Annotated in this window: 1 pseudogene; it reads left to right on the top strand. The window is 73.8% G+C overall.

Annotated features, from left to right (window positions below):
- Window positions 1-447, top strand: a pseudogene (locus tag G3I71_RS47590) (alkaline phosphatase family protein); the annotation flags it as partial.

The following is a 447-nucleotide window of genomic DNA, read 5'->3' as shown; positions in this document are numbered from 1 at the left end:
ACGGAGCCACTGCGGGCCTTCGCGGCCTCGGCGGACAACGATCCGGCGACGGTGCGCCGGAGCTATCGGCGGGACTTCGGGCGGACGCGGGTGCTGATGGTCGACACCCGGGCGGCGCGGGTCCTGGCCGAGGACGGGCGGGCGATGGTCGATCCGACCGAGCACCAGTGGCTGCGGGACAACGCGCTCGCGGGGCACGGGGGGTACGACCACCTGCTGATCGGGTCCTCACTGCCCTGGCTGATGCCCCCGCTCATCCACGACGCCGAGGTGTGGAACGCCGCGCTGTGCCGGGGAGTACGGGGTCCCCGGTGGGCGCGGATCGGTGAGGACCTGCGGCGGCGCAGCGATCTGGAGCACTGGGCGGCGTTCCCGCGTTCGTTCGAGGCGCTGAGCGATCTCATCGAGGAGGTCGGGACGGGCCCGCGCGCCCCTGCGACGGTGTGC

Origin of the sequence: Streptomyces sp. SID12501, assembly GCF_010550245.1 — a bacterium.
GTDB lineage: Bacteria > Actinomycetota > Actinomycetes > Streptomycetales > Streptomycetaceae > Streptomyces.
This window is presented reverse-complemented; position numbering and strand designations above follow the sequence as displayed.